Origin of the sequence: Bacillus sp. 0102A, from assembly GCF_036765155.1 — a bacterium.
In the GTDB taxonomy this organism is placed as follows: Bacteria; Bacillota; Bacilli; order Bacillales; family Bacillaceae; genus Bacillus; species Bacillus subtilis_G.
Window position 1 is genome coordinate 1 of sequence record NZ_JBAIZW010000030.1, and the last position, 343, is coordinate 343.

At 46.4% G+C, this 343-nt stretch carries 1 rRNA gene; it reads right to left on the reverse strand.

The window, feature by feature from the left end:
• A 23S ribosomal RNA gene (locus V6D41_RS21455) occupies positions 1-265 on the reverse strand; the annotation flags it as partial.
• Positions 266-343: the final 78 nt, after the last annotated feature.

The following is a 343-nucleotide window of genomic DNA, read 5'->3' on the forward strand; positions in this document are numbered from 1 at the left end:
TCCCGTTTCGCTCGCCGCTACTCAGGGAATCGCATTTGCTTTCTCTTCCTCCGGGTACTTAGATGTTTCAGTTCCCCGGGTCTGCCTTCTCATATCCTATGAATTCAGATATGGATACCACTCCATTACGAGTGGTGGGTTTCCCCATTCGGAAATCTCCGGATCAAAGCTTGCTTACAGCTCCCCGAAGCATATCGGTGTTCGTCCCGTCCTTCATCGGCTCCTAGTGCCAAGGCATCCACCGTGCGCCCTTTCTAACTTAACCGTTAAAAAGAATCACTATGTGATATCTTGTATTACTAATTGAATGTGATGTCTACTGTTATCTAGTTTTCAAAGAACA